Source organism: Streptomyces sp. NPDC087215 (assembly GCF_044744885.1).
Classification (GTDB): Bacteria; Actinomycetota; Actinomycetes; order Streptomycetales; family Streptomycetaceae; genus Streptomyces.
In genome coordinates this window covers 274,570-293,150 of sequence record NZ_JBIUZD010000003.1, presented here as the reverse complement: position 1 = coordinate 293,150, position 18,581 = coordinate 274,570, and the positions used below count along the sequence as shown (strand labels likewise).

The following is an 18,581-nucleotide window of genomic DNA, read 5'->3' as shown; positions in this document are numbered from 1 at the left end:
GTGCCGAACGCCAACGAAGACATCCCGACCGCACTGAGCCAGGTGCAGCACCGAGCGGTCAGTGAACTGCTGCGTGTGTCCCCCGTCGCCGACGACCTCGCCCGCCGATTCCAGGAGGCCGGGTTCAGCCTCGCGCTCGTCGGCGGCTCGGTGCGCGACGCGCTGCTCGGCAGGCTCGGCAACGACCTGGACTTCACCACCGACGCCCGCCCCGAGGACGTACTGAAGATCGTCCGCCCCTGGGCCGACGTGGTGTGGGAGGTCGGCATCGCCTTCGGAACGGTCGGTTGCCAGAAGGACGCCCGGGTCGGGGACGTGGAGCAGCGTTTCCAGGTCGAGGTCACCACGTACCGCTCGGAGGCGTACGACCGGACCTCGCGGAAGCCCGAGGTCTCCTACGGCGATTCCATCGACGAGGACCTCGTCCGGCGTGACTTCACGGTCAACGCCATGGCCGTGGCCCTCCCGGAGAAGCGGTTCATCGACCCGTACGGCGGTCTGGAGGATCTCGCGGCCCGGGTGCTGCGCACTCCGGGCACGCCCGAGGAGTCCTTCTCCGACGATCCGCTGCGGATGATGAGGGCCGCCCGTTTCGCCGCGCAGCTGGACTTCGACGTCGCCCCCGAGGTCGTCACGGCGATGAAGGAGATGGCGGGCCGGATCGAGATCGTCTCCGCCGAACGCGTCCGCGAGGAGTTCAACAAGCTGCTCCTCTCCGCTCACCCCCGTAAGGGCCTCGCGCTCCTCGTGGACACCGGTCTCGCCGACCACGTCCTCCCCGAGCTGCCGGCGCTGCGGCTGGAGAGCGACGAGCACCACCGGCACAAGGACGTCTACGAGCACTCGCTGACCGTCCTCGACCAGGCGATCGACCTGGAGGAGGAGGGCCCGGACCTGGTGCTGAGGATCGCGGCCCTGTTCCACGACATCGGCAAGCCGCGGACCCGTCGTTTCGAGAAGGACGGCCGGGTCTCCTTCCACCACCACGAGGTGGTGGGCGCGAAGATGACCAAGAAGCGCATGACCGCGCTCAAGTACTCCAACGAGATGATCAAGGATGTCTCGCAGCTCGTGGAGCTGCATCTGCGCTTCCACGGCTACGGGACCGGGGAGTGGACCGACTCGGCCGTGCGCCGCTACGTCCGCGACGCCGGACCGATGCTCTCCCGTCTGCACAAGCTCACCCGCTCCGACTGCACCACCCGCAACAAGCGCAAGGCGGCCGCGCTCTCCCGCGCCTATGACGGCCTGGAGGAACGCATCGCCCAGCTCCAGGAGCAGGAGGAGCTGGACTCGATCCGTCCCGACCTCGACGGCAACGAGATCCAGGAGATCCTGGGCATCGGCCCAGGGCCGGCCATCGGCCGGGCGTACAAGTTCCTGCTGGAGCTGCGTCTTGAGAACGGTCCGATGGAGCACGCTCAGGCCGTCGCCGCACTCAAGGAGTGGTGGGCCGGGCAGAGCTGAGCCGGACGTGGCCTGTCGATGTTTCACGTGAAACGCGGAGCGTGAAACATCGACCACAGGCGGCGCCGAAGAGCCGAGGGGTGATGTTTCACGTGGAACATCACCCCTTTGCGCGTCCCCCGCGCAGGGCCAGCGCGATCGCCGCGTAGATCACGGCCACCAGCACGATCAGCAGTGCGGACCGGCCGTCGGGTGGCAGCATCAGGGCCGCGACACCCGCGGCACTCACGAAGGCGACGTTGAACAGCACGTCGTACAGCGAGAAGACCCGGCCCCGGTAGGCGTCGTCCACCGATGTCTGGACGACCGTGTCCGTGGCGATCTTCCCTCCCTGAGTGATGAGCCCGAGGACGAAGGCGGCGATCAGGAACGGTGCGGGGGCGAAGGTCAGGCCCAGCACCGGTTCCAGTACGGCGGCCGTCCCGGCGCACACGGCCATCCACCCGAAGGGACCGAGCCGTCCCACTGCCCACGGGGAGAGGACGGCCGCCGCGAAGAACCCCGCGCCGGACATGGCGACGGCCAGCCCCAGAAGCTTGAGCCCCTCGGACTCCGTGGAACTCCAGGCGTACCGGCAGAGCATGAGCACGGTGACGAACAGGGCGCCGTAGCAGAAGCGCATGAGGGTCACCGCGACGAGGGCACGTGCGGCGGGCCGTCGCTCGGAGAGGTGCCGCAGTCCGGCGGTGAGACCTCGGGCGGTCATGGCCAGGGATGAGCCGAGGGACTGCGGAGCGCTGCCCGGATCGGGTCCGAGGAGCTCCCGGGACATACGGAGCGAGGCGAGGGCGGCGCACAGATAGAGCACGGCTCCGAAGCCGACCACGGCGGCGTCGGAATGACCGGCGAGCAACTGGATGCCGAAGGCGAGGCCGCCGCCCAGGGCCGCGGCGAGGGTGCCCGCAGTGGGGGAGAGCGAGTTCGCGACGACGAGCCGCTCCTCGTCGACGACACGCGGCAGCGAGGCGGAGAGCCCGGCGAGAACGAAGCGGTTGACGGCCGTGACGGAGAGCGCGGAGGCGTAGAACAGCCAGTCGGGGACGGACGCGAGGACGAGCGCGGCCGTTCCGAAGGCGAGCAGGGCGCGCAGGAGGTTGCCGTACAGGAAGACCTGACGGCGCTGCCAGCGGTCGAGCAGGACACCCGCGAAGGGGCCGACGAGGGAGTACGGGAGCAGGAGGACCGCCATGGCGGAGGCGATCGCCGCAGGGGAGGTCTGTTTCTCGGGGGAGAAGACGACGTACGTGGCCAGGGCCACCTGGTAGACGCCGTCGGCGCACTGGGAGAGGAGCCGGACGGCGAGCAGACGGCGGAAGTCGGTCAGGCGCAGGAGTACGCGCAGATCACGTACGACGGACATGGCAGCAAGACTCACATACGAGGAGGGCCCCCGGGGCACATGCTCCGGGGGCCCTCGACGGCATCGGTGGGGCGCTTTAGCGCTCGACCTCGCCCTTGATGAACTTCTCGACGTTGGCCAGGGCCTCGTCGTCGAAGTACTGGACCGGCGGGCTCTTCATGAAGTAGCTCGACGCGGAGAGGATCGGGCCGCCGATACCGCGGTCCTTGGCGATCTTCGCGGCGCGCAGGGCGTCGATGATGACACCGGCGGAGTTCGGGGAGTCCCACACCTCGAGCTTGTACTCGAGGTTCAGCGGGACGTCACCGAAGGCACGGCCCTCAAGACGGACGTACGCCCACTTGCGGTCGTCCAGCCAGGCCACGTAGTCCGACGGGCCGATGTGGACGTTCTTCTCGCCCAGCTCGCGGTCGGGGATCTGCGAGGTGACGGCCTGGGTCTTGGAGATCTTCTTGGACTCCAGGCGGTCGCGCTCCAGCATGTTCTTGAAGTCCATGTTGCCGCCGACGTTGAGCTGCATCGTGCGCTCGAGACGGACACCGCGGTCCTCGAACAGCTTGGCCATCACGCGGTGCGTGATGGTCGCGCCGACCTGCGACTTGATGTCGTCACCGACGATCGGGACGCCCGCCTCGGTGAACTTGTCGGCCCACTCCTTGGTGCCGGCGATGAAGACCGGGAGCGCGTTGACGAAGGCGACCTTGGCGTCGATGGCGCACTGCGCGTAGAACTTCGCGGCGGCCTCGGAACCCACGGGCAGGTAGCAGATGAGAACGTCGACCTGACGGTCCTTGAGGATCTGGACGACGTCCACCGGCTCCTCGGCGGACTCCTCGATGGTCAGGCGGTAGTACTTGCCGAGACCGTCGAGGGTGTGACCGCGCTGGACCGTGACGCCGTTGCTCGGGACGTCGCAGATCTTGATGGTGTTGTTCTCGCTGGCGCCGATGGCGTCGGAGAGGTCGAGGCCGACCTTCTTCGCGTCGACATCGAAGGCGGCGACGAACTCGACGTCACCGACGTGGTACTCGCCGAACTGGACGTGCATCAGACCGGGGACCTTGGCCGCCGGGTCGGCGTCCTTGTAGTACTCGACGCCCTGCACCAGCGAGGCGGCGCAGTTGCCCACGCCGACGATGGCTACGCGAACCGAACCCATTCCGATTGCTCCCTGTGTAATCGTGGAAGCCCTGCTGTGCGCGGGCTTCACTTGGCGGTGTCGTCGGACGGATCCGGCCGGGTACTGCCCCCGTGCCGGGGCAGGCCGCCCGTCTCTCCAGAATCGTTGTCGTGCAGAGCGGGGGCACCGGGACCGGAACGCTGGTCCCGTCCCGCCCGCTCGCTCTCGATGAGCTCGTTCAGCCAGCGCACTTCGCGCTCCACGGATTCCATGCCGTGGCGCTGCAGCTCAAGCGTGTAGTCGTCGAGGCGCTCGCGGGTACGGGCCAGAGAGGCGCGCATCTTCTCCAGGCGCTCCTCCAGCCGGCTGCGGCGGCCCTCCAGGACGCGCATCCGCACCTCGCGCTCGGTCTGCCCGAAGAAGGCGAAGCGTGCGGCGAAGTGCTCGTCCTCCCAGGAGTCCGGGCCGGTGTGGGAGAGCAGTTCCTCGAAGTGATCCTTGCCTGCCGGGGTCAGCCGGTAGACGATCTTGGCCCGGCGTCCCGCGAGCGAAGCGGCGAGGGCGTCCTCAAGAGCACTGCCCGGTTCCTCGATCAACCAGCCGTTGGCGACCAGCGTCTTGAGGCAGGGGTACAGCGTCCCGTAGCTGAACGCCCGGAAGACGCCCAGCGAGGTGTTGAGGCGCTTCCGCAGCTCGTATCCGTGCATGGGGGCCTCGCGCAGCAGGCCGAGAACGGCGAACTCGAGAATGCCGGAGCGTCTGCTCATTCGTCGCCTCCTCCTCCGTCCACGGGACCCTTATGCCGTGCTGATGTATCGAGTCGATACATCAGCACGATAGAACGGGCCGAGAGCCTCGACAAGTGGGGGCGCCGTGACCGGCGTCACATCATCGATTCACAGGGATCGACTTGCCTGATTTGAGGGGAAGTCCGGTCCTGGACGGGTTTTGGCCGTGCGTAGTCTGTGCGGCATGACCACCGGGAACCGAGAGATGCCGCCGGGCGTCAGTGCTGCGGGTGACCGGCTGCGTCACGGAGGAGCCTCCGATGAGGTTCCGGCCGTGCGCATTTCGGGGGGACCGGAACTCAACTGCCGCTTCCAGGCGTACGCGCCTGCCCGAGGAGTAGTCGTTCGATGAGCGAGCACCGTCGCAAAATGCCGCCGCAGCAGCCGCCCACAGGCGGTCGCGCGGCGGCACGGCGCGCTGCCCAGCAGCCGATGGGCCGCAGGTCGGCCCCGGCCCAGGACGTCGGTACGGAGGCCCCGTCGGCCTCGTACGGACCTTCTTCTCCCGCCGGAGAGGAGCCGCGCCCCTACGGGGGCCGCGCGGAGGCCCGCAGGGCCGCCCAGCGGGGCGGCCGCAGGAAGGGCGCCGACACGGGCCCCGGTGGCCCCGGCGGTGGCCGGCGCGGTGGCGGCGGCGGAGGCCGCGGCAGCGGTCCCGGGAGGGGCTCCGGCGGGCCTCCGCCGGGCAAGAAGCGGATCATCGACTACCCCCGTCACGGAAAGTACGGATGGCGTCGCTGGATGCCGTCGTGGAAGCTCGTGACGGGCACGTTCCTGGTCGGGCTGGGCATCCTGATGGGCGGCTCGGTCTTCGCGTACTACAACGTGGCCATCCCGAAGGAAGACGCGACCGCGACCTCCCAGAACAACATCTACTACTGGGACGACGGCACCCGCATGGTCGCGACCGGCAGTGGCGCCAACCGGCAGATCATCGGCATCGAGAGAATCCCGAAGATCATGCAGGAGGCCGTGGTCTCGGCCGAGAACAAGACCTTCTGGGACGACCTGGGCATCGACCCGATGGGCATCGGCCGCGCCGTGTGGAACATGGCCAAGGGCGGTGACACCCAGGGCGGGTCGACCATCACCCAGCAGTACGTGAAGAACAACCGGCTCAACGACCAGTCGCAGACCGTCACCCGGAAGGTGAAGGAACTCTTCATCTCCATGAAGGTCGGCAACGAGCTCGAGAAGTCCGACATCATGGCCGGATACCTGAACACCGCGTACTACGGACGAGGTGCCTACGGGATCCAGGCGGCGGCCCGCGCCTATTTCGACAAGGACGCGGAGCAGCTCAACGCCAGCGAGTCGGCGCTGCTCGCCGCCGTCCTGAAGGGCGCGACGTACTACGACCCGGCCGGTTATCCGGAGTACGACCCCGAAGCCACTCCCGAGAAGAACCTCGACCGCGCCACCAAGCGGTGGAAGTGGATCCTCGACGAGATGCTCAACGACAAGAAGATCACCGCCGAGGAGCGCGCCAAGTACACGACCTTCCCGAAGGTCCAGAAGCGCAAGCAGGACGCCCAGCTGACCGGCCAGATCGGCTACCTCGTCAGCACGGCCAAGGCGAACTTCATCAACAGCAACGACCAGGGCATCGGGGCCAAGGAGCTGGAGCGCGGCGGCTTCGAGATCTACACCACCTTCCAGAAGCCGAAGGTGCAGGCTCTGGAGAAGTCCGTCTCGAAGATCCTCGACGAGTACATCGACCCGAAGAAGCGGCCGAAGACCGACACCAACGTGCAGTTCGGTGGCGCCTCGGTGGACGTGAAGACCGGTGCGATCGTCGCGATCTACGGCGGTGTCGACGCCACCAAGCACTTCACCAACAACGCCGACACGACCGGTGCCCAGGTCGGCTCGACGTTCAAGCCCTTCGTGCTGGCCGCCGCGATGAAGTACGGCGTGCGCGATCCGAAGCTGGGTCCCGTCCAGGACGAGTCCTCCCGGACGCTCGTCAATCCGGACAAGAGCCGCTACTCCGGCAAGGACAAGCTGCAGGTCCGCCGCTACGACGGCGACATCTGGCACAACGAGAAGGGCGACGAGTGGCGCCAGACCAATGACGACGGCGCGAGCTACGGCGACATGACCCTTCGTGAGGCCATGATCCGCTCGGCGAACTCGCCGTACGTCCAGCTCGGCATGGACGTCGGCATCGACAAGGTCCGCGAGGCCTCGATCTCCGCCGGTCTGCGCAAGGACTCGCTCGTCCAGGGCGAGGTGCCCTCGTTCTCGCTCGGCATCTCCAGTCCGAGCGCGATCCGGATGGCGGGCACCTACGCGACCTTCGCCAACAGCGGTGAGCAGAACGAGCCGTTCTCGGTGAAGAAGGTCCGCAAGGGCGCCGATGACATCTACGTGCACAAGACGAAGTCCAACGAGGCCTTCTCCCCGGCCATCGCCAGCAACGTCACCGACATCCTCCGGGACGTCGTGGAGGACCCGAAGGGCACCGGCCGCAAGGCCGCCATCCCGGGCCGCGACGTGGCGGGCAAGACCGGTACCACCGACGGCAACAAGTCGGCCTGGTTCGTCGGCTACACCGCGCAGCTGTCGACCGCGATCGACATGTACCGCTTCGACGACGACGAGACGAAGAAGAACCGCGAGTTCGAGGAGATGTACGGCACGGGTGACCAGCCGAAGATCCACGGCTCGTCGTTCCCGTCGCGGATCTGGAAGGACTACATGACCACGGCGGTCGAGGGGATGCCGAAGGTCAAGTTCCCCGAGCCGATGGACCTGGACAACGCCGAGCCGGTCTACGGCGGCGGCGCCACCAGTCCGACCCCGTCGCCGACCCCCACGCCGACTCCCACCGAGACCGCGACGCCGACGACGACTCCCCCGGCCACCCCCACGACGACCCCCCCGACGACCACGACGCCCAAGCCGACCAAGACGACGTGCGGTGTCTGGGACTGGGAGTGCAACAACCCGGGCAACCCGGGGGGCAACACGGGGCAGCCCACCACCACACCACCCCCGACCGACACACCGACACCGACCGACACACCTACGGACGGCAACGGGCCGGGGAACGGAAGCGGCGGACCGGGGAGACCCGGTGACGGGTCCTGGGTCCCCTGATCCGGCTCCACCGGCGCACTCCCCGAGGGCCGTCGCGGCCGCTCCGTACCTTCCGTACGGGGCCGGCCGCAGCGGCCCTCGCCGCATTCCCGGGGACGTACGGCAGGATGTCCCCCATGCCGAGCCTCCAGAAGACGAGCGCGCCGCAGCACCGGCCGCAAGGCCGCTCTCGGACGGTCGCCCCCACCCGCCGGGACGAAGTGGCCGCCGCGGGCAGCGAACTGATCGGTGGCCCCTACGGCCGCCGGGCCGCGACCGGCACCGGACAGGTGACCCCGGTGCGGGTGATCGCCCTCGTGGCCATCGGCATGTTCGCCCTCGGCATGGTGCAGAAGCTCCCCTGCTACAACTGGGCCTGGTTCCGCGGCACGACCTCCCAGTACACCCACGCCTGCTACTCGGACATCCCGCACCTCTTCACGGGGCGGGGCTTCGCGGACGGCCTGGTCCCCTACTTCGACCGGCTGGGCGGCGACATACCGTTCCTGGAGTACCCCGTCCTCACCGGGCTGTTCATGGAGGTCGCGGCCTGGCTGACGCCGGGCGGCGGCGGCACCATGCAGCGCGAGCAGGGATACTGGCTGGCCAACGCGGGCCTTCTGATGGTCTGCGCGGCCGTTCTCGCGGTCTGTGTGGCCCGCACCCACCGGCTGCGTCCCTGGGACGGCCTGCTCGTCGCCCTGGCGCCCTCGATCGCGCTCACCGCCACGATCAACTGGGACCTGCTGGCCGTCGCCCTGACCGCCGCCGCCGTCATGATGTGGTCGCGCGAGCGGCCGCTCGCCTTCGGCGTCCTGCTCGGCCTCGCGACCGCCGCCAAGTTCTACCCCGCCCTGCTCCTCTGCCCGCTGCTCCTGCTCTGCTGGCGGGCCGGGAAGTGGCGCGAGTTCGGCACCGCCGTGCTCGGCGCGGCCGGGGCGTGGCTGGTGGTGAACCTGCCCGTGATGCTGCTCGCCCCGGAGGGCTGGAAGCAGTTCTACCTCTTCAGCCGGGACCGGAACGTCGACTTCGGCTCGGTCTGGCTGCTGATCAGCCAGCGCACGGGCCAGGGCATCCCGCCGGAGCGGGCCAACCTGTACGCCCTGGTGCTCATGCTGGTGGCGGTCGCGGGCCTCGCCTACCTGGCCTTCACGGCGCCCCGCAGGCCCCGTTTCGCACAGCTGGCGTTCCTGGTCGTCGCCGCGTTCGTCCTGACCAACAAGGTCTACTCACCGCAGTACGTCCTGTGGCTGGTCCCGCTGGCGGCCCTCGCCCGGCCGCGCTGGCGCGACTTCCTGATCTGGCAGGCGTGCGAGGTCATGTACTTCGTCGGCGTCTGGATGTACCTGGCGTTCACCACCAGCGGCAACAAGCAGGGCCTGCCGGTCGACGGCTACCAGTTCGCGATCGTCCTGCACCTGCTCGGCACCCTGTACCTGTGCGTGATGGTCGTACGGGACATCCTCAAGCCCGAGAAGGACCCCGTCCGGCAGGACGGCTCGGACGACCCCTCCGGAGGCGTCCTGGACGGCGCGGAGGACGTCGTCGCCGCGGGCAGGGCCCTGCCGCCGTCCCCGGCCGGGGCACGGCGGGTGGCATGGGGAACCCCCGGGGAGGAGACCCCCCGGGGGTGAGCGGGACCGGCCGGCTCAGCGCTCGACGAGCCGGTCGAACTGCGTCGTGGTGTGGCGGAGATGCGCCACCAGTTCGTCGCCGACCCGGGGCTCCTGCGCGTCCGCGGGCACGAACAGGATCGACACCTGCATGTGCGGCGGCTCGGCGAACCAGCGCTGCTTCCCGGCCCAGACGAACGGCGACAGGTTCCGGTTCACGGTGGCCAGACCCGCCCGCGCGACACCCTTGGCACGCGGCATGACGCCGTGCATCGCCTTGGGCGCCTCCAGGCCCACACCGTGCGAGGTGCCACCGGCGACGACGACCAGCCAGCCGTCCGACGCCGCCTTCTGCTGGCGGTAGCCGAAGCGGTCGCCCTTCGTGACCCGGGTCACGTCGAGGACGGATCCCCGGTACTCCGTGGACTCGTGGTCCCCCAGCCACAGCCGGGTGCCGATCCGCGCCCGGAACCGGGTCTGCGGGAACTGCTGCTGGAGCCTGGCCTGCTCCTCGGCCCGCAGATGGCTCACGAACAGGGTGTGCAGCGGCAGTCGGGCGGCCCGCAGCCGGTCCATCCAGCCGATGACCTCCTCGACGGCGTCGGTGCCGTCCGGCCGGTCCAGCGGGAGGTGCAGCGCGAAGCCCTCCAGACGTACGTCCTCGATGGCGGCGTGGAGCTGCGGGAGCTCCTCCTCGCGGACGCCGTGCCGCTTCATCGAGCTCATGCACTCGATGACGACCCGGGCGCCCACGAGGGCGTGCACCCCGTCGACGGACGACACGGAACGGACGACCCGGTCGGGCAGCGGAACCGGTTCCTCACCCCGACGGAACGGGGTCAGGACCAGCAGGTCGCCACTGAACCAGTCCTTGATGCGCGCGGCTTCGTAGGTGGTGCCCACGGCGAGCATGTCGGCACCGAACCGGGCGGCCTCCTCCGAGAGGCGCTCGTGGCCGAAGCCGTATCCGTTGCCCTTGCAGACCGGGATGACCCCCGGGAACTGGTCGAGGACGCTCTTCTGGTGCGCGCGCCAGCGAGCGGTGTCGACGTAGAGGGAGAGCGCCATGGTCGGCCCGGAACCTTTCTGATGGCAGCGGTGATTCAAAGATATGTACGAGACTACGGAACCGTCAGCGGTACGACACGGGTCAGCGGCGCGACATGTAGATGTCGAGGGCCTTGTGCAGCAGCTTGTTCAGCGGGAAGTCCCACTCGCCGACGTACTCGACGGCCTCGCCGCCCGTGCCCACCTTGAACTGGATGAGACCGAAGAGGTGGTCGGTCTCGTCGAGCGAGTCGGAGATGCCCCGCAGGTCGTAGACGGTCGCGCCCATCGCGTACGCGTCGCGCAACATGCGCCACTGCATCGCGTTCGAGGGCCGGACCTCACGGCCGATGTTGTCGGAGGCACCGTAGGAGTACCAGACGTGTCCGCCGACGACGAGCATCGTCGCCGCGGAGAGGTTCACGCCCTCGTGCCGCGCGAAGTACAGCCTCATGCGGTTGGGGTCCTCGCTGTTGAGGACGGTCCACATGCGCTGGAAGTACGAGAGCGGGCGCGGCCGGAAGTGGTCCCGGACGGCCGTGATCTCGTACAGCCGCTGCCACTCGGCCAGGTCCTCGTAGCCGCCCTGGACGACCTCGACACCGGCCTTCTCGGCCTTCTTGATGTTCCGGCGCCACAGCTGGTTGAAGCCCTTGAGGACATCGTCGAGCGAGCGGTTCGCCAGCGGCACCTGGAAGACGTACCGGGGCTGTACGTCGCCGAAGCCGGCCCCGCCGTCCTCGGCCTGCTGCCAGCCCATCCTCCGCAGCCGGTCCGCGACTTCGAAGGCGCGCGGCTCGATGTGGGAGGCCTCGACGTCCTTGAGGCGCTTGACGTCCGGGTCCTGGATGCCGGACTTGATGGCGGCCGAGTTCCAGCGCCGGATGACGACCGGCGGGCCCATCTTCACGGAGAAGGCGCCCTGCTGCTTGAGGTGCGCCAGCATCGGCTGGAGCCAGTCGTCGAGGTTCGGCGCGTGCCAGTTGATGACCGGGCCCTCGGGCAGGTAGGCCAGATAGCGCTTGATCTTCGGAAGCTGGCGGTAGAGCACGAGACCGACGCCCACGAGCTCGCCGGCCTTGTCGAACCAGCCGAGGTTCTCCGAGCGCCACTCCGTCTTCACATCAGCCCACGCCGGGACCTGGCAGTGACTCGCGGCGGGCTGGCTCTGGATGAATGCCAGATGCTGCTCACGACTGATGGTCCTCAGGGTCAGGCTCATACGGGGCGCTCCTCGGCAGGTGTGTCCCCATCGGTCAGGGGCTCCGGCTCTCGCGCCGAAGCCTACTGTGACCGAGGAGCGCCCCGGAGGGGCGCGTATGCCCTGACGTGCCGCTCGGCCTAGCCGATGACGCCGCCGAAGAGTCCGCCGTGGGCCATTCCGAGGAAGAAGCCCACCGCGGACATGCCGAGGCCGATGATCAGCAGGAAGCGTTCGCGGGTGGTCACGGAGATGAACTGCCCGTAGCCGCCGGTCACGATGCCGACCAGGCCTGCCCAGGAACTCAGCAGGTGCAGGTTGGAGAACTGAGCGGTGGCGAAGGCGAGGACGCCCAGCACCAGTGTCACTCCGACCAGGGTGTCCTGGATCGGATGGGGCTTGCCGTCGGTCGCGAAGAGGGAGTGGCCGGGGTCGGGTCGCATTGCCTGTGCCATGGGGCACCTCCTGGCGTGCTTGCCGGAAGGCGGCGCATCCTAGCGCCGCCGTCATCCGTTGTGTACAGATTGCGTCCCCTCACCGGTGAATTTCAACCGCAGGCCGATGTGCGGGTAGTCTGTACGGTCTGCAGCGGTGTCTGCCCTGGTCCGTCCTGGATCGGTGGTTCCTCCCTCGTTCACGGGGGTGGACCGTCAGTGGTCGCCGATACCGTTGCGCACGCATCACGACCCTCCTGCCACGGAACGACCGTGGCCGCTGAGTCCAAAGGAGGTGGGTTCCACATGCGTCACTACGAAGTGATGGTCATCCTCGACCCCGATCTCGAGGAGCGCGCTGTCTCCCCGCTGATCGAGAACTTCCTTTCTGTCGTCCGTGAGGGCAACGGAAAGGTCGAGAAGGTCGACACCTGGGGCCGTCGTCGTCTCGCCTACGAGATCAAGAAGAAGCCCGAGGGCATCTACTCGGTCATCGACCTGCAGGCCGAGCCTGCGGTCGTCAAGGAGCTCGACCGCCAGCTCAACCTGAACGAGTCGGTCCTCCGGACCAAGGTCCTCCGTCCCGAGACCCACTGAGCTTCTAGCTCAGAGGTCATCGGGTCCGAGTAGCAGCAAAGCAGCCAGAAGCAATCCCGCCGAGAGGTACCCCCATGGCAGGCGAGACCGTCATCACGGTCGTCGGCAATCTTGTCGACGACCCCGAGCTGCGCTTCACCCCGTCCGGTGCGGCGGTCGCGAAGTTCCGTATCGCGTCCACCCCCCGCACCTTCGACCGTCAGACCAATGAGTGGAAGGACGGCGAAAGCCTCTTCCTGACCTGCTCGGTCTGGCGTCAGGCGGCGGAGAACGTCGCGGAGTCGCTTCAGCGAGGCATGCGCGTCGTCGTGCAGGGCCGGCTGAAGCAGCGGTCCTACGAGGACCGTGAGGGCGTCAAGCGCACGGTCTACGAGCTGGACGTCGAGGAAGTCGGCCCCAGCCTCAAGAACGCCACGGCCAAGGTCACCAAGACCACCGGTCGAGGCGGCCAGGGCGGCTACGGCGGCGGTCAGCAGCAGGGCGGCGGAGGCGGCAGCTGGGGTGGAAACTCCAGCGGCGGTGGCCAGCAGGGTGGCGGCGGTGCTCCCGCCGACGACCCGTGGGCGACCGGCAGCCCCTCCGGCGGTCAGCAGCAGGGCGGCGGAGGCGGCAGCTGGGGTGGAAACTCCAGCGGCGGCAGCGCCGGCGGCGGCTACTCGGACGAGCCTCCCTTCTAGGACGAAGCCCCGGAAGCAGCTCGTACCCCCACTTCTTGATCACACAGGAGAAACACCATGGCGAAGCCGCCTGTGCGCAAGCCTAAGAAGAAGGTCTGCGCGTTCTGCAAGGACAAGACCGTGTACGTGGACTACAAGGACACGAACATGCTGCGGAAGTTCATTTCCGACCGCGGCAAGATCCGTGCCCGCCGCGTGACCGGCAACTGCACGCAGCACCAGCGTGACGTCGCCACGGCCGTCAAGAACAGCCGTGAGATGGCGCTGCTGCCCTACACGTCCACCGCGCGATAAGGAAAGGGTGACCGACCAATGAAGATCATCCTGACCCACGAGGTTTCTGGCCTCGGTGCCGCTGGCGACGTCGTCGACGTCAAGGACGGCTACGCTCGCAACTACCTGGTCCCGCGTGGTTTCGCGATCCGCTGGACCAAGGGTGGCGAGAAGGACGTGGCGCAGATCCGCCGCGCCCGCAAGATCCACGAGATCGCGACCATCGAGCAGGCCAACGAGATCAAGGCCCGGCTCGAGGGTACGAAGGTGCGCCTGGCCGTTCGCTCCGGCGACGCCGGCCGTCTCTTCGGCTCCGTGACCCCGGCCGACATCGCCACGGCGATCAAGTCCGCGGGTGGCCCCGACGTCGACAAGCGTCGCGTCGAGCTCGGTTCGCCGATCAAGACCCTGGGCTCGCACCAGGTGTCCGTGCGTCTGCACCCCGAGGTTGCCGCGAAGCTCGGCGTCGAGGTCGTCGCCGCGTAACGCTGCCCCGGGCAGTCTGCGCTCAGCAGTGAGGAAGGGCCGTACCCCTCGGGGTGCGGCCCTTCCGCTGTGTGGTGCCCTGCTCTGTGCGTCACGTTTCACGTGAAACATTCGGATGTTCCATGAAGGGGTGTTTCACGTGGAACGTCAGCGGGTGGCGCCCGTGACGATCCAGCGGCCGGAGCGGGCCCGCAGCCAGAGCGTCGCCATACGGACCGACATCATCAGGGTCATCGCCCACCAGAGGGCGGTCAGTCCGCCGCCGAGCGCGGGAACCAGAAGGGCGACCGGGGCGAAGACGGCCAGGGTCAGCAGCATGGCCCAGGCCAGGTAGGGGCCGTCCCCCGCGCCCATCAGAACGCCGTCGAGGACGAAGACGACCCCGGAGATCGGCTGGGAGACCGCGACCACGAGCAGGGCGGGGAGCAGGGTGTCCTGGACGGTGGTGTCACCGGTGAAGAGCGGTACGAAGAGGGGGCGGGCCAGGATCAGCAGCGCGCCGAGGACCACTCCGGAGATCACGCCCCACTGGACCATGCGGCGGCAGACCTGACGGGCGCCGTCGGTGTCGCCCGCACCGAGGTACCGCCCGATGATGGCCTGGCCCGCGATGGCGATCGCGTCGAGGGCGAAGGCCATCAGGCTCCACAAGGACAGGATGATCTGGTGGGCGGCGACCTCCGCGTCTCCCATCCGTGCCGCGACGGCTGTGGCGATCATCAGGACCGCGCGGAGCGAGAGCGTACGGACCAGGAGAGGAACGCCTGCCTGGGCGGAGGCGCGGATGCCGGCCGTGTCAGGACGGAGGGAGGCCCCGTGGCGACGGGCGCCCCGGACGACCACGACGAGGTAGACGGCGGCCATGCCGTACTGGGCTATGACGGTGCCCCAGGCGGAACCGGCGATGCCGAGACCCGCTCCGTAGACCAGTCCGAGGTTGAGGGCGCCGTTGGCCGCGAAGCCGCCGATGGCCACGTAGAGCGGTGTACGGGTGTTCTGGAGGCCGCGCAGGACGCCCGTGGCGGCCAGGACCACCAGCATCGCCGGAATGCCGAGGCTGGAGATCCTCAGGTAGGTGATCGCGTAGGGGGCCGAGGTGTCGGAGGCACCGAAGACGTTCACGAGCCAGGGTGCCGTGGGGAAGGTCAAGGCGACGACGGCGGCACCGAGGAGGACCGCGAGCCAGATGCCGTCCATGCCCTGTCGGATGGCGGCGGCGATGTCACCCGCGCCGACGCGTCGGGAGACGGCGGCGGTGGTGGCGTAGGCGAGGAAGACGAAGACGCTGACGGCGGTGGAGAGCAGAGCGGCGGCGATCGCGAGACCCGCGAGTTGCGGCGTGCCGAGGTGCCCGACGATGGCACTGTCGACCATGAGGAAGAGAGGCTCGGCGACCAGGGCGCCGAACGCGGGCAGGGCGAGGGAGACGATCTCTCGGTCGTGCTGCCGGCGGACGGCTCTGGAGGTCGCGGAGGCCTGGGTCATGGGGGCAATCTAATCTTCCACAGGTAAGAGATGCAATGACATCTCATCCCTTACTTGTCGAGAGGGGAGCGCTTCGGGTGTGGGCCGTTTGTTCTGATCTTGATCCGGGGGGGAAAGTTTTTCTCCCCCACAGCCGGTGGATGGTGAAATTGCAGGTCAGAGCGGTGTTGAGGGGGCCCCTATGAGTTTGTCCACATGACTGTCCCCCGCTCCGTGCACAGGTTCCGGGGAGTTCTCCACAGTATTGGGGCCTTCACCCACAGGGCCTGTGGATAACCAGATTGGCTGATGCCCCTCGCGGGCCTACCGTGGTCCGGCGCCCGACGCGCCAGAAACGGTCGCGCAGCCACTCGTCGATCAGGGCGTGGCGTAAGGAAGAGTGGCACGGCGAGGTCCGCGGAGCGGACGGGAAGAGGTGCTTGGTGAGCGTTCCCGAGCCGATGGACGACCCCTGGGCGGACAGCGGACCGAGTGACCGGCTGCCCACCCGTACCCGGGGTGAGGGGCGTGGTCGCGGACGAGGGCGTGATGACCAGCACGAGCGCGGGGGCGACGGTCCCTGGGACGGTGGGCTCTCCGGCTTCGAACGCGTTCCGCCGCAGGATCTCGACGCCGAGCAGTCGGTCCTCGGCGGCATGTTGCTCTCCAAGGACGCCATCGCGGACGTCGTCGAGATCATCAAGGGCCACGACTTCTACAAGCCCGCGCACGAGACCGTCTACGCGGCGGTCCTCGACCTCTACGCCAAGGGTGAGCCCGCCGACCCGATCACGGTCGGCGCGGAGCTCACCAAGCGCGGCGAGATCACCCGTGTCGGCGGTGCCTCCTACCTCCACACCCTGGTCCAGTCGGTGCCGACGGCGGCCAACGCCTCGTACTACGCGGAGATCGTCCACGAGCGGGCCGTCCTGCGGCGTCTCGTGGAGGCCGGGACCAAGATCACGCAGATGGGATACGCGGCCGACGGGGACGTCGACGAGATCGTGAACTCGGCCCAGGCCGAGATCTACGCGGTCACCGAGCAGCGCACCACCGAGGACTACCTGCCGCTCGGCGACATCATGGAGGGGGCGCTCGACGAGATCGAGGCGATCGGCTCCCGCAGCGGCGAGATGACGGGTGTGCCGACCGGCTTCACCGATCTCGACTCGCTCACCAACGGCCTCCATCCCGGTCAGATGATCATCATCGCGGCCCGTCCCGCCATGGGTAAGTCGACGCTCGCCCTGGACTTCGCGCGGGCGGCGTCCATCAAGCACAACCTGCCCAGCGTCATCTTCTCCCTCGAAATGGGCCGCAACGAGATCGCGATGCGTCTGCTCTCGGCCGAGGCGCGGGTCGCGCTCCACCACATGCGCTCCGGAACGATGACCGACGAGGACTGGACGCGGTTGGCCCGCCGGATGCCGGACGTCTCGCAGGCGCCGCTCTTCATCGACGACTCCCCGAACCTGTCGATGATGGAGATCCGTGCGAAGTGCCGTCGGCTCAAGCAGCGCAACGGCCTCAAGCTCGTCATCATCGACTACCTCCAGCTGATGCAGTCGGGTGGCTCGAAGCGGCAGGAGAGCCGTCAGCAGGAGGTCTCGGACATGTCGCGAAACCTCAAGCTCCTCGCCAAGGAGCTGGAGCTGCCCGTGATCGCGCTCTCCCAGCTGAACCGTGGACCCGAACAGCGCACCGACAAGAAGCCGATGGTCTCCGACCTGCGTGAGTCCGGCTCCATCGAGCAGGACGCCGACATGGTGATCCTGCTCCACCGCGAGGACGCCTACGAGAAGGAGTCCCCGCGCGCGGGCGAGGCCGACATCATCGTGGGCAAGCACCGAAACGGCCCGACGGCCACCATCACCGTCGCCTTCCAGGGCCACTACTCCCGCTTCGTCGACATGGCACAGACCTGACGGTCCGCTTGTAGGGTCTCAAGATTCGCGGCACAGTCTCAGCCGCAATGGCACCGCTTTGGCACTTGTGCCATCCATCTGAGATTCGCGGGGCGAGTGCCTCGCCTGCTGGGTGACTCTGCGCGAGGCTGGCACCGTCGTGGTTGCCGCGCTGGCGCCATGGCCATCAGGGGGCTGCCAAGGACGCGATGGGCTGGCGTCCTGGCCCTGTTCGCCCGTTGCGTCCGGTCCTGTTCTCAGGTCGGCGGGAGGTGCGTGGTGCGGTTCTGCCGCGCTGCTTTGCGGAGCGCCGCGATGACGGCTGCGGTGGTCGGGTTGGTCGTTTCGGTGTGGCGGGTCGCGGCGAACAGGAGGCGCTGGATCGGGTGGTCGTCGATGGGGGCCGCGCGGATTCCTGGCGTGGCCGGGTCGATGGCCGTCCGGGGGACGAGCGCGGTGGCGAGGCCGGACCGGGCGAGGGTGAGCTGGGCGGTGCAGGGGTTCCTCGGCCCCGATCTCGTCGCCACCGGCTGGCGGGACGGCCGGCCCGCCATGTTGGCGGAGGAGGCCGCCGCCTGCTACGCAGAGGCGGTCCGGACGTGGGGACGCGCCCATATTCCCGCCGACGCAGACGTGGAGCGCTTCAACTGCCTGGCGCAGCGGCTGATCGACGCCGCCGACGCCGACGCGCTGCCCCTGTTCGCCGACTGGCGCGCGCAGCCCGTGCCCGGCGACGATCCGGTCGGAGCGGCGATGCAGCGTATCCACGTCCTGCGGGAACACCGCGGTGCCTGCCATCTCGCGGCAGTACGCCTGTCCGGGCTGAGCGCCCGGGAGGCGATGGTCGTCAACCTCGGCGTCGAGCAGGCGACCCACTACGGCTGGCGCGAGCCGGGTCCGGCCGCCGCGGCTCTGATTCCCCGCTGGCAGCGCGCCGAGCGGCTCACGGACGAGCTGCAGGCGCCGCTCTACGCCACGCTGACCGCCCGGCAGCGTGCCGAGTTCGCCCGGCTGGTCGACGCGCTGACCAGCGCCCGGCCCTCATGACCGTATGTCGCAGACATCGGCA

General features: G+C 68.6%; 17 protein-coding genes. 9 read left to right on the top strand and 8 right to left on the bottom strand.

The genetic code is table 11. The features are described 5' to 3' along the window. Window positions 1-1,467: a CCA tRNA nucleotidyltransferase gene (locus ACIO92_RS10845; protein WP_402280094.1), complete on the top strand. Its 1,467-nt coding sequence runs from the start codon at window positions 1-3 to the stop codon at window positions 1,465-1,467. A gap of 100 nt (window positions 1,468-1,567) precedes the next feature. Here ACIO92_RS10845 and ACIO92_RS10840 read toward each other — a convergent pair whose 3' ends face one another. The 3 genes from ACIO92_RS10840 to ACIO92_RS10830 form a co-directional block, all read right to left on the bottom strand. Beyond that, complete coding sequence (locus ACIO92_RS10840) at window positions 1,568-2,827, bottom strand: MFS transporter (RefSeq protein ID WP_402280096.1); 1,260 nt, start codon at window positions 2,825-2,827, stop codon at window positions 1,568-1,570. A gap of 76 nt (window positions 2,828-2,903) precedes the next feature. After that, window positions 2,904-3,986 (bottom strand): inositol-3-phosphate synthase, encoded by a 1,083-nt coding sequence (locus ACIO92_RS10835; RefSeq protein ID WP_366443591.1) that lies wholly within the window; start codon window positions 3,984-3,986, stop codon window positions 2,904-2,906. 47 nt (window positions 3,987-4,033) lie between these two features. Continuing rightward, window positions 4,034-4,714 carry a helix-turn-helix transcriptional regulator gene (locus ACIO92_RS10830; RefSeq protein WP_366443592.1) on the bottom strand — a complete coding sequence of 227 codons (681 nt, stop codon included), beginning with the start codon at window positions 4,712-4,714 and terminating at the stop codon, window positions 4,034-4,036. Window positions 4,715-5,083: 369 nt separating this feature from the next. Here ACIO92_RS10830 and ACIO92_RS10825 point away from each other — a divergent pair, with 369 nt between their 5' ends. Both ACIO92_RS10825 and ACIO92_RS10820 read left to right on the top strand, forming a co-directional pair. Next, the gene (locus tag ACIO92_RS10825) at window positions 5,084-7,837 is read left to right on the top strand and encodes a transglycosylase domain-containing protein (protein WP_366443593.1); all 2,754 of its coding nucleotides are present in this window, start codon (window positions 5,084-5,086) and stop codon (window positions 7,835-7,837) included. Window positions 7,838-7,953: 116 nt separating this feature from the next. Then, window positions 7,954-9,450: a glycosyltransferase 87 family protein gene (locus ACIO92_RS10820; RefSeq protein WP_366443594.1), complete on the top strand. Its 1,497-nt coding sequence runs from the start codon at window positions 7,954-7,956 to the stop codon at window positions 9,448-9,450. Window positions 9,451-9,465: 15 nt separating this feature from the next. Here ACIO92_RS10820 and ACIO92_RS10815 read toward each other — a convergent pair whose 3' ends face one another. The 3 genes from ACIO92_RS10815 to ACIO92_RS10805 form a co-directional block, all read right to left on the bottom strand. Continuing rightward, entirely contained in the window at window positions 9,466-10,497 is a 1,032-nt protein-coding gene (locus ACIO92_RS10815; RefSeq protein WP_351783271.1) for an alanine racemase, read from the bottom strand. 82 nt (window positions 10,498-10,579) lie between these two features. Continuing rightward, a complete protein-coding gene (locus ACIO92_RS10810) occupies window positions 10,580-11,698 on the bottom strand; it encodes a peptidoglycan bridge formation glycyltransferase FemA/FemB family protein (protein ID WP_366443595.1) in 1,119 nt (372 codons plus the stop codon). Between the two features lie 119 nt (window positions 11,699-11,817). After that, window positions 11,818-12,132 carry a hypothetical protein gene (locus tag ACIO92_RS10805; RefSeq protein ID WP_366443596.1) on the bottom strand — a complete coding sequence of 105 codons (315 nt, stop codon included), beginning with the start codon at window positions 12,130-12,132 and terminating at the stop codon, window positions 11,818-11,820. A 285-nt stretch (window positions 12,133-12,417) separates the two neighbouring features. Here ACIO92_RS10805 and rpsF point away from each other — a divergent pair, with 285 nt between their 5' ends. The 4 genes from rpsF (at window position 12,418) to rplI (ending at window position 14,144) form a co-directional block, all read left to right on the top strand. After that, on the top strand, window positions 12,418-12,708 hold the full coding sequence (gene rpsF, locus ACIO92_RS10800) for a 30S ribosomal protein S6 (RefSeq protein ID WP_015034882.1): 291 nt from the start codon (window positions 12,418-12,420) through the stop codon (window positions 12,706-12,708). Between the two features lie 74 nt (window positions 12,709-12,782). Then, window positions 12,783-13,385: a single-stranded DNA-binding protein gene (locus ACIO92_RS10795; RefSeq protein ID WP_401235301.1), complete on the top strand. Its 603-nt coding sequence runs from the start codon at window positions 12,783-12,785 to the stop codon at window positions 13,383-13,385. A gap of 57 nt (window positions 13,386-13,442) precedes the next feature. Next, window positions 13,443-13,679, top strand: coding sequence for a 30S ribosomal protein S18 (gene rpsR, locus ACIO92_RS10790; RefSeq protein ID WP_003956534.1), 237 nt, complete (start codon window positions 13,443-13,445; stop codon window positions 13,677-13,679). Window positions 13,680-13,697: 18 nt separating this feature from the next. Next, window positions 13,698-14,144, top strand: a complete 447-nt coding sequence (rplI, locus tag ACIO92_RS10785; RefSeq protein ID WP_351783263.1) for a 50S ribosomal protein L9 — start codon at window positions 13,698-13,700, stop codon at window positions 14,142-14,144. Window positions 14,145-14,291: 147 nt separating this feature from the next. On the opposite strand, the gene ACIO92_RS10780 is transcribed toward rplI, so the two are convergent. Then, window positions 14,292-15,629: an MATE family efflux transporter gene (locus tag ACIO92_RS10780; RefSeq protein ID WP_402280101.1), complete on the bottom strand. Its 1,338-nt coding sequence runs from the start codon at window positions 15,627-15,629 to the stop codon at window positions 14,292-14,294. Window positions 15,630-16,051: 422 nt separating this feature from the next. Here ACIO92_RS10780 and dnaB point away from each other — a divergent pair, with 422 nt between their 5' ends. Further along, window positions 16,052-17,533, top strand: coding sequence for a replicative DNA helicase (dnaB, locus tag ACIO92_RS10775; RefSeq protein ID WP_366445275.1), 1,482 nt, complete (start codon window positions 16,052-16,054; stop codon window positions 17,531-17,533). A 236-nt stretch (window positions 17,534-17,769) separates the two neighbouring features. On the opposite strand, the gene ACIO92_RS10770 is transcribed toward dnaB, so the two are convergent. Further along, a complete protein-coding gene (locus tag ACIO92_RS10770; protein WP_402280103.1) occupies window positions 17,770-18,039 on the bottom strand; it encodes a LysR substrate-binding domain-containing protein in 270 nt (89 codons plus the stop codon). On the opposite strand from ACIO92_RS10770, the gene ACIO92_RS10765 reads away from it, so the two are divergent. Then, window positions 18,005-18,559 carry a hypothetical protein gene (locus tag ACIO92_RS10765; RefSeq protein WP_402280105.1) on the top strand — a complete coding sequence of 185 codons (555 nt, stop codon included), beginning with the start codon at window positions 18,005-18,007 and terminating at the stop codon, window positions 18,557-18,559. The two genes, ACIO92_RS10770 and ACIO92_RS10765, sit on opposite strands and share 35 nt — an antisense overlap. Window positions 18,560-18,581: the final 22 nt, after the last annotated feature.

Bases quoted from the DNA above. Each gene is read 5' to 3' on its own strand.
- ACIO92_RS10840 (WP_402280096.1), bottom strand. From the start codon at position 2,827: ATGTCCGTCGTACGTGATCTGCGCGTACTCCTGCGCCTGACCGACTTC.
- ACIO92_RS10835 (WP_366443591.1), bottom strand. From the start codon at position 3,986: ATGGGTTCGGTTCGCGTAGCCATCGTCGGCGTGGGCAACTGCGCCGCC.
- ACIO92_RS10830 (WP_366443592.1), bottom strand. From the start codon at position 4,714: ATGAGCAGACGCTCCGGCATTCTCGAGTTCGCCGTTCTCGGCCTGCTG.
- ACIO92_RS10825 (WP_366443593.1), top strand. From the start codon at position 5,084: ATGAGCGAGCACCGTCGCAAAATGCCGCCGCAGCAGCCGCCCACAGGC.
- ACIO92_RS10820 (WP_366443594.1), top strand. From the start codon at position 7,954: ATGCCGAGCCTCCAGAAGACGAGCGCGCCGCAGCACCGGCCGCAAGGC.
- ACIO92_RS10815 (WP_351783271.1), bottom strand. From the start codon at position 10,497: ATGGCGCTCTCCCTCTACGTCGACACCGCTCGCTGGCGCGCGCACCAG.
- ACIO92_RS10810 (WP_366443595.1), bottom strand. From the start codon at position 11,698: ATGAGCCTGACCCTGAGGACCATCAGTCGTGAGCAGCATCTGGCATTC.
- ACIO92_RS10805 (WP_366443596.1), bottom strand. From the start codon at position 12,132: ATGGCACAGGCAATGCGACCCGACCCCGGCCACTCCCTCTTCGCGACC.
- rpsF (WP_015034882.1), top strand. From the start codon at position 12,418: ATGCGTCACTACGAAGTGATGGTCATCCTCGACCCCGATCTCGAGGAG.
- ACIO92_RS10795 (WP_401235301.1), top strand. From the start codon at position 12,783: ATGGCAGGCGAGACCGTCATCACGGTCGTCGGCAATCTTGTCGACGAC.
- rpsR (WP_003956534.1), top strand. From the start codon at position 13,443: ATGGCGAAGCCGCCTGTGCGCAAGCCTAAGAAGAAGGTCTGCGCGTTC.
- rplI (WP_351783263.1), top strand. From the start codon at position 13,698: ATGAAGATCATCCTGACCCACGAGGTTTCTGGCCTCGGTGCCGCTGGC.
- ACIO92_RS10780 (WP_402280101.1), bottom strand. From the start codon at position 15,629: ATGACCCAGGCCTCCGCGACCTCCAGAGCCGTCCGCCGGCAGCACGAC.